7 protein-coding genes are annotated in these 8018 nt (G+C 59.2%); 2 read left to right on the top strand and 5 right to left on the bottom strand.

Going from position 1 to position 8018, the window contains the following annotated elements:
- Nucleotides 1-69: 69 nt before the first annotated feature.
- On the bottom strand, nt 70-471 hold the full coding sequence (locus tag FEM54_RS18310; RefSeq protein WP_017138162.1) for a nuclear transport factor 2 family protein: 402 nt from the start codon (nt 469-471) through the stop codon (nt 70-72).
- A complete protein-coding gene (locus tag FEM54_RS18305; protein ID WP_138452324.1) occupies nt 464-1657 on the bottom strand; it encodes an MFS transporter in 1194 nt (397 codons plus the stop codon). The genes FEM54_RS18310 and FEM54_RS18305 overlap by 8 nt, the downstream gene beginning before the upstream one ends.
- A 111-nt stretch (nt 1658-1768) precedes the next feature.
- On the opposite strand from FEM54_RS18305, the gene FEM54_RS18300 reads away from it, so the two are divergent.
- Nucleotides 1769-2626 (top strand): LysR family transcriptional regulator, encoded by an 858-nt coding sequence (locus FEM54_RS18300; RefSeq protein WP_138452322.1) that lies wholly within the window; start codon nt 1769-1771, stop codon nt 2624-2626.
- On the opposite strand, the gene FEM54_RS18295 is transcribed toward FEM54_RS18300, so the two are convergent.
- Both FEM54_RS18295 and FEM54_RS18290 read right to left on the bottom strand, forming a co-directional pair.
- A complete protein-coding gene (locus FEM54_RS18295) occupies nt 2623-3435 on the bottom strand; it encodes an SDR family oxidoreductase (protein ID WP_099548418.1) in 813 nt (270 codons plus the stop codon). The two genes, FEM54_RS18300 and FEM54_RS18295, sit on opposite strands and share 4 nt — an antisense overlap.
- Nucleotides 3436-3449: 14 nt before the next feature.
- Nucleotides 3450-3914, bottom strand: a complete 465-nt coding sequence (locus FEM54_RS18290; protein ID WP_069786112.1) for a multidrug transporter — start codon at nt 3912-3914, stop codon at nt 3450-3452.
- A 360-nt stretch (nt 3915-4274) separates the two neighbouring features.
- Between FEM54_RS18290 and FEM54_RS18285 the strand changes: the two genes are divergently transcribed.
- On the top strand, nt 4275-7649 hold the full coding sequence (locus FEM54_RS18285; RefSeq protein WP_240792770.1) for a hypothetical protein: 3375 nt from the start codon (nt 4275-4277) through the stop codon (nt 7647-7649).
- A gap of 85 nt (nt 7650-7734) precedes the next feature.
- On the opposite strand, the gene FEM54_RS18280 is transcribed toward FEM54_RS18285, so the two are convergent.
- A partial coding sequence (locus tag FEM54_RS18280; protein WP_240792769.1) for a DUF3077 domain-containing protein occupies nt 7735-8018 on the bottom strand: 284 nt, incomplete at its 5' end.

The following is an 8018-nucleotide window of genomic DNA, read 5'->3' as shown; positions in this document are numbered from 1 at the left end:
GTCAGTTGACCTGTTTTCAGCTGACCCACCGCCATCGCAGGCAAGCCAGCTCCCACAGTTTTGGCTGTGTTATGCCTTGATGAAGGTTTCATGCAGATGGCGCCACAGCAGCGCGCCGCTGGCCTGTTTTTCGAATACCACGGTGGCGCGGCGGTCAGTCTGGGTGCCGCTGTCATCAATCTGGTGTTCGCGGTAAGTCACCGTGGCACCGCGCGCGTGCCGGTCGATCCCGGCCATTTCGCTCAAGGTGATCTTCAACCCCGGGCGCATACCGCCCAGGCGCGTGAACAACGCTTTAACCCCGGCTGTATTCACTCTCGTGCCGGTGGCGGGTGCGACCATGCTGAAATCGGGTGAAAAGCGCGCAAGCAAGGTTTCCAGGGTGCCTTCAGGCGCGACCCCGGCAAACCATTGCTCGATCTCGACGTGGGTCTGGATCACTTCTTCAAAAAAATCGTTGTAATCAATCATGGCTGGGCTCGCTGGCAGGGTGAAGCAGCGTGCGGACTCTGGATGTATCCAGGCGCAACACGGCAAAAAGGGGCAGCAGTGTCAGGGCTGCGGCTATCGTGAAGGTTATGACGAAGGAATCCAAGGCCGACAACAACGCACTGAGGGCGGCAGCGCCGAGGCAGAAGCTGACTTGTCGATTGATGTTCCACAGCGCACTGGCGTGGCCCATGCGCTCGGCGGGTATGTCGAGAAACGCCAAGGTCTGCGCCGTGCTGCTGCACAGGCTGCCGCCCAGGCCCATCAACGCGTAGGCTAGAATAATTACGGCCGGTTCGGGTTTTGTCAGCAGCAGGATGCCGATGCATTGCAGGGCCATGCCCGCCAGCAGCAAGGGTTTTGGGCCGTAGCGGTTGAAGCGTTTTTTGCTCAGGAAAATCGCCAGTGCCGACGCCAGCGCCCACGGCAACATCAGCGCGCCGGTGTGTGTCGCGTCGTAGCCCAGGCCGCGCAGGTAGAGAATAGCGATCAGGCTGGTGCCGATAAATATGCCGGGGATGAACAGATAGACCAACATCGCCACGCGCAGCATCGGGCTGCGGATCTGTTTGAAAATACTGCGCACATCCAGGGCCGGGCGCACTGTTACAGGTGCATCAGGTTTTATCCACAGCAGTGCCAGCAGCAACGTGAGCAACGCCAGCGGCAGGTTGGCGTAGAAGATCCAGCGCCATGACACACTGTCGACGATCAGCCCGCCCAAAGCCGGCGACAATGCCGGTACCAGCAGCGCCACCGACATCACGCTGGCTGTCAATTGGCTGCGTTCTGCCGCTGGATAGTGCCGGTAAGCCATGGCCTGGCCCACGGGGATCAGCAAGCCACCGCCCAAACCTTGCAGCGCCCGCCAGCCAATCAGCGTTTCGATGGAACCCGCCTGGCCAACCATCACCGAGGCGCCCGCGAACAACAGCAGGCTCGCCGCGATCAGCGTTCGTTCGCCCATGATCGCCGCCAGCCACACACTCAACGGAATGATCACGGTCAGCCCGAGTACGTAGGCGTTGCTGATCCACGCCAATTGCGTGACCGAGGCGTGCAGTTCGCGGGCGATGTCCGGGTAGGCAACGGTGGCGACAAACATGTTCACCAGGTCCAGGGCAAAGCCGAGTAAAAAGATCCAGGCGACTTTCGAGCGGTAGGTCATAAACGCGATCCTGCGAGTGAAGCGGGCAGGGTAGGTCGCAAGCAGCGTTTGGGATACGGTGATTTGACTGTTAGTTTGTCAAAAATATTTTGACAAAGGAGCGCGAGGCCAATGGTCAGCCTGGACCGATTCGACACCTTCAAAGCCGTGGTCGAGGCCGGCTCGCTCACCGCCGCCGCCGATCGGCTGGGCCAGACCCGCGCCGTGGTCAGCTTCAACCTCAAGCGCCTTGAGGCAGAACTGGGCGTGACCCTGTTAACTCGCAGCACCCGCCAGTTGGCACTGACGGATGCCGGTGAGCGCTTTTACCTGCGTTGCACGCGCATGCTGGAAGAAGCTCGGTTGGCGGTGGAAGAAGCCCGCTCCGAACATGCCCAGCTCAAAGGCACCTTACGCATCACCACCACGGTGGAATACGCGTTGGCAGTCGTTGCTCCTGCGGTGGAGGCTTTTCGGCGCCTGCACCCGGACTTGAACATTCACTTATCCACATCCTCCACCCATGCCGATTTGATCTCCGAACGCTTTGACGTGGCGATTCGGTTGGGGCGACTGCTCGACTCCAATCACCGGGCGGTGCAGCTGTCGACCTTTGAGGTGTTTGCTGTCGCCGCGCCTGAGTTTGCCGAGGTGCAAACCCTGGATGCGTTGGAGCGCGTGCCCAAGTTAGGCCATGGCCGTTTGACGGAGCTGAGCCTGACCGACCCGGCCGGCGGCGAGCATCAATACCGTTCCGGCCCTGCGGCGCTGGTGGCCGACAGTGCGTCTGTGCTCCAGGCTTTTGCCGTGCGTGGGCATGGTGTGGCGGTGCTGCCGCAATGGCTGGTGCAGGGTGATCTGGACGCGGGGCGGTTGGTGCGCTTACTGGCGGACCATCGCTTCGCGCCGCAAGGGATTTACGCGATGTACCCGGATACGCGGCATTTACCGCTGAAGGTGCGGGCGTTTATTGATTTTATGAAGGGCTAGAGTGAGCCAGAGAGTCCGAACCGCTTCTTCAGGACTTTCTCCAGCAACCCTTTTGGCAACAGCGCCGCCATCAACGGCAACGCTCGGCTGCCATTGCCCGCACGCAACATCCGTGGCGGTGTTGGGTGTTGCACAGCCTTAAGCACTTGAGCTGCAAACTGCTCGGCCGAAGTCGGGTTGCCCTGCGAAGCCTGGGAGCGCGCACGAATACCTTCACGCAACGGCCACCAGGGCGATTGTTCGTTGATCAGCAGCTCAGCCTGGGCGCCGGCGTTTTTCGCGAAGCTTGTATTGATTGCTCCCGGCTGTACTTCCAGCACGCGCACGCCAAACGGCGCCAGTTCCATACGCAATGCATCGCTCAAGGCATGCACCGCCGCTTTCGAGGCGCAGTACGCACCGGCAAACGGCGTGACCAGCACACCCGAAACGCTGCCGATATTCACCACCAGCCCTTTGCTGCGCCGCAGCGCGGGAAAGAGTGCCTGGGTGACGCCGACGATGGAAAACACATTGGTCTCGAACTGGCGCTGCATGGCTTTGGTGCCGCCGTCGAGCAGCGGCCCCATGGCGCCGTAGCCGGCATTGTTGATCAACACGTCCAGTTCGCCGAGCTGTTCGGCCAGGCGCTGCAGCGCCGCACTGTCGTTGACGTCCAGTAGCACGGCATTGAAGCCGGCAGCAGCGAGGGCGGCGACGTCCGCTTCGCGGCGGGCGCTGGCCCACACGTCGAAGCCGGCGGATTTAAAGGCGTCAGCCAGGGCGCGGCCAATGCCACTGGAGCAACCGGTGATGAGTACGTTGGGCATGGATCAATCCTTTGTCAGTCCGAGAAACTGCCTTGCAGGTGCTCGGCGCGAAATTCCAGGGTTTGCGGGCGGTAGCCGGGGCGCAGCGGCGGCGTGGGTAAACAGTCGTCCCAGGTGGCGCCGGCCTGTAATTCGCCAGGGCCGCGGTAGCGCGGCGCAGCATAAACGTTATCGGCCAGGTTCACCGTGTCCCCCGGTGCATACGCTGCGAGGCGCCAGCGCAATTCAGTGAGCGGCACGTCGTTGCCGTTGATCAGCACCAGTTTCAACGGTCGGTCGGCTGGGCATTCCTGTGGCGCGTAGCTGATGCGCAGTTCCAGGCGTGCCAGTTGCGAGGCTTCGCGGCTGTCCAGCCACACCACCCAGATGGCGACAAAACCCAGGCCGACGGCGGCGGCCAGCGATACCGGCAAGGCTTTGGCGGGGTAGCGCAGCAGCAGGATCAGCCAGGTGATGATCAGTAGAACGCCGAAGAACATGATGATGACCTCGCGAAGGGATAGACCATCGTACCTGTGGCTGGGCCGGGTTGACTATCTACGGGCAGAGACAGGGTCTGTGCGCTGCATTGAACACATGATCAAACAAGTTTTTTTAGCGGTTTTTATACGAATCGACACTCAGGAAGTACCGAAGCCTGTCGGAACAGAGCGCCTCGACAGGTCCTACTTCAAGTCCATTTATGTGAGAAAGAGTCGATGATTTACCGCCCCCTCAGTCCAGGCAATCAGCAACCGTTTTTGGCTATAACGCCATCCTCTTCATTGCCGGTTGAATCACCTCCTGCGGCGGTGGGCAATGAACCGTTGCAAGCGCCTTCGGCTCCCCAAACGCCCAGGGTGCCTAGGTTGCGCAGAGCCACACTGGAAAACGCTCCGGCCCGCGACACCTCTAAGCCTTCGGCGCTGACGCTCAGTCAGCGCCAAGAATTGGCAGGGAATATTCATACCAATTATTGCCTGACGGTGGCGTTGGAAGAGATCCAGGCGGCCATCGCCGAGGATCCGAGTCTGGATGTTGCAGCGTTGCTCGAAGTGAAGAAATTTTCCGCTCATCACGTTTCTACTTTTGGGCGCGCCTATAAAATCGCGCCGGGCGAGGATGTGCCGCTGGCGTGGTTCCTGCGGGAAAATCAATGGTGGGTCCCCAAGGATCTCGGGCAACTGGCCAACCTCATCGCCGTGTGCAAGGAGCCGTTGCCTGAGCCGGTTGAGCACGGCAATTACTGGGGGCTGTTATCCCAGCCCGCCACATTGGACAGTGGTCAGCGCACCCGGCTAAGCGAAATGGCGGCCGCCGAAATGGCCACGCTGTCGCCTGGCAAAGGCATCTTCGCTGCTTTTTTTGAGACGCATGGGGTTTCGCTTCAAGGCATGAGCGCCGCGCAGCTGCTTGAAAGCATGCTGGGCAGTGCTCAGATCAGAAACTTGGGCCAAACGCTGGAAATGGCCCTCAACAGTGACGCGTCACTGACCAGCAAAGATGCAAGTTGGGCGTTGGCTGCAATGGTGCTGGAGCTGGATCCGCAGGCCGGCAGCAAGCGTGGCGTCGTGGCCGGGTATGACCTTTACCAGCCAGCCAATCGAGATGTCCATCCTTCGGTGGTCGTCTCGCGCCTGGAGAAACATCTGGTGGACCAGGGCAAGGTGCCTGTCGAGCTGGCACCGGCCGCCGCGCGCTTATTGCTTGCAGGCGCTGACCCTGCCTTCATTGCCGAAGATATGCCCAGCAACCTGGTGGTTAAGTCTGCGGCCTTTGCCAAGCTGTCGGCGGTTGTGCAGGCGCAAGAGTTTTGGACGCCGGGCATTGCGACATACACCGATTTTCAAACGTTCATGAGGCTGGCCAATCACAGTCCTGTCTCGGAGGCCGAGGGGGTTGTCGAGGCCAAGGCTCAGTCCAATGCGTTGATTCAGTGGGGCGTTGCCCAGGATGAAATGGCAGGTAAGGACGATGAAGACTATACGTCGCAAGACGTGGTCGGGTTACGCGACGCCTTCAATGAGGAACTCTCCTCATTGAAAAAAGCCCATGAGCAGATAAGCGCCGCCATGCCCACCCGCGAGAACATCGCAGTTGAAAACCTGAAAGAGGCCTATGGGGCCGATCACTCATTTGATGTGCGTAATATCAGCATTGCCAACATCGATGCCAGTGAAAGCCAGTACCACTCGTTACTGGATATCTACATGTCAGGAAAGATGGACCGTATCCCAAGAGGGCAGCGGTACGATTTTCAGTTAGGTAACCGTTTCACCCGGGTCAAGCCGCTTCCTGATGTCAACCAGGCATTCGACAGCCAGTTCGATAGCTACTTCAACAACTTGAAGGAGGGCGTGACAACCACCTCCAGACACCAACTATTGCAGCTGTCTGCGCAAGACAGACACACCATCGCGTCGGGTAAGGTCGAGTTTTTTTCTCTACGCAAAGCCGGTGTTGCGCAGGCTGAGGAGACGGAGAGCCCGGAACAGGCACAAGCGGCCAAGGCGCGTTACGGACTGTTGATGCGGGTGCTGACCAAAGTCGACAAAAACGGCAGTGACCGGGACGTTAAAAACCTGCGCCATGTGTACTACGAAGTGTTCCCCCTGCAAGGCGTCATCCGCCGTCGCGACGACCTGCCCCGGTATCTGCCTAACCCCCCTCCACGAGTGGCCAACGCTCAAACCTACGCCACGACTCAGGCTAAAGGGGTCAGTGTTCCGGTCGATTATGAGGCCTATGAAAACGGCACCCCGCCACAGGCTGGCAAGGTTTCGACGGGGCTGTTGACTCAGCAGCTCAACGCGCCTTATTTGCCTGAGCCCAGGCAAGGGCAGGACGCCAGTTCCGCGGTTTCCGTGAATGCTCGGTTCGACGCGATCGCCAAGGTGATCGCCGACCACCTGTTACATGATCGCGATGCCATAAAGGCAGGCGCCAAAGGCGTGACCGAGGTGGAAAAGGAAGAGGCCGGCATCAAGGCCGCGCATGATTTTGTGACCGGACTGATTCCGTTTAAAAATGCCATCGAAAACGCAGTCAAGGGCAATACCGGCGCGGCCATCAAGGACTTTGCGCTGGATATCTTTGGTTTCATCCTGCCATTCGGCAAAGGGCTGGGGCAGGCGAGCAAGGCGTTGGGCAAGTTGGGTGAAAAGCTCGGAACACGGGCGTTCAAGGTGTCCGATACGGTTTTGCGCTCAGTTGCCAGTGGCTTGAACCCCACCGATGGTCTGGGAGACCTGGCAGTGGGGCTGGCAAGGGGCGGGAAGACAGTGTTGAAAAGTAGTTTCAGGGAGCTGAAGCAAATATTGCAGGAGCAGTCTGTCAATGTTGGCGTGTCTGGGAAGGTAGCGAACACGGTATCCGACATCGCCGGCACCGGTCGCCAACTGCCCGACTACAGTGCTCACTCACTGCCTGATAGCCTGCTTGAGGGCCGGAATATAAAAGGGGATGGCACTTACCAAGTCGGTGATCAGCACTATGTTCGTTTCACCGATGGCACAGCCACCAGCCGAGTATTTGAAATCAGCCGGAACTATAAAGTTGCGGGCGGCCAGGTTCGGGTTATTGATCCTGTCACCCAGAAAACGGTGATGTTCCTCCAGCCAACAGGCACCGGCGAATGGCGACTGAACAGCCTGCTGGGAGGCGTCAAGCCCGAAACACTGCAACGCATGAATGGGATCAGGCCTGCGCCGCAAAAACGTCCTGCCGGGCAAGGCAGCTCTGGTTCAGCCGCAGGCGTGGGGGGGGCCGGCAGTCAACCGGCCTTTAAACGACCCAAGTTGCCTGAAGTTTTCCAGGGTGAAAAGGCGCTGATGGATCCGCCCGTCAAAGGCGAGAACCGTTTCTACCATTACACCGGGGCAAAGTCTCATGCCGCAATCAACAGCGATTGGCATTTGCAGTCCTCGGTGCTTAACGTGGATGGCAAGCCGTTACCGCGTGGGAAAGGCAGGCATTACTTTACGGATCTGGCGCCTGATGATGCGGCAACCAAAGAGATCTCCACGACTATTTTTGGGCGCCGGCGACATGGCAACCAATTGGACAAGATGACGCATTACTACGAGGTCAATACCTCGGGGCTGGCGGTCATGAAAACCGATAACCCACATATTTTTTATGTGGAGACGACATACGCCCTGCCCTTGAAGTACAGCGTCGAAGGTGAGCCGGTGAGTCGAATTATTACCCACGGGCAAACGCCATTCACTGCGTAGCCTCTACGGCCCCTCCCGCATTTAACCGCGTCCCTGCTTTGAAATACGGCCAACGGCGGGAGGGGGCTTGCTCCCGATGAATTGCTTACTGAGCAGAAAAATCCGCCTGCAAGCCTTCGATGGAAGCCTCAACCAATGCCAAACCGGTTTCGGCTAATTGCAGGCTGGCCCAGTTCAGGTAGCTCTGGTGTTCGGTGCACAAGTCTTGAGCTGCCAAGGTGAGCACGCGCGCGGTGCCTAAAACATAGCTGGCATGTTCCAGTGCATGTTCGATGGGAATGCCGGGTTGTACGCAAAAAAGAGGTTCTTCACTGCGGTCGCTGGGGCCGAAGGGGGTGGGGCGGGTGGTTTGTTTGGACATGGTGGATC

The organism is Pseudomonas edaphica (genome assembly GCF_005863185.1).
In the GTDB taxonomy this organism is placed as follows: Bacteria; Pseudomonadota; Gammaproteobacteria; order Pseudomonadales; family Pseudomonadaceae; genus Aquipseudomonas; species Aquipseudomonas edaphica.
This window is presented reverse-complemented; position numbering and strand designations above follow the sequence as displayed.

Coding starts and splice junctions, on each gene's coding strand:
- FEM54_RS18310 (WP_017138162.1), bottom strand. CDS start 471: ATGATTGATTACAACGATTTTTTTGAAGAAGTGATCCAGACCCACGTC.
- FEM54_RS18305 (WP_138452324.1), bottom strand. CDS start 1,657: ATGACCTACCGCTCGAAAGTCGCCTGGATCTTTTTACTCGGCTTTGCC.
- FEM54_RS18300 (WP_138452322.1), top strand. CDS start 1,769: ATGGTCAGCCTGGACCGATTCGACACCTTCAAAGCCGTGGTCGAGGCC.
- FEM54_RS18295 (WP_099548418.1), bottom strand. CDS start 3,435: ATGCCCAACGTACTCATCACCGGTTGCTCCAGTGGCATTGGCCGCGCC.
- FEM54_RS18290 (WP_069786112.1), bottom strand. CDS start 3,914: ATGTTCTTCGGCGTTCTACTGATCATCACCTGGCTGATCCTGCTGCTG.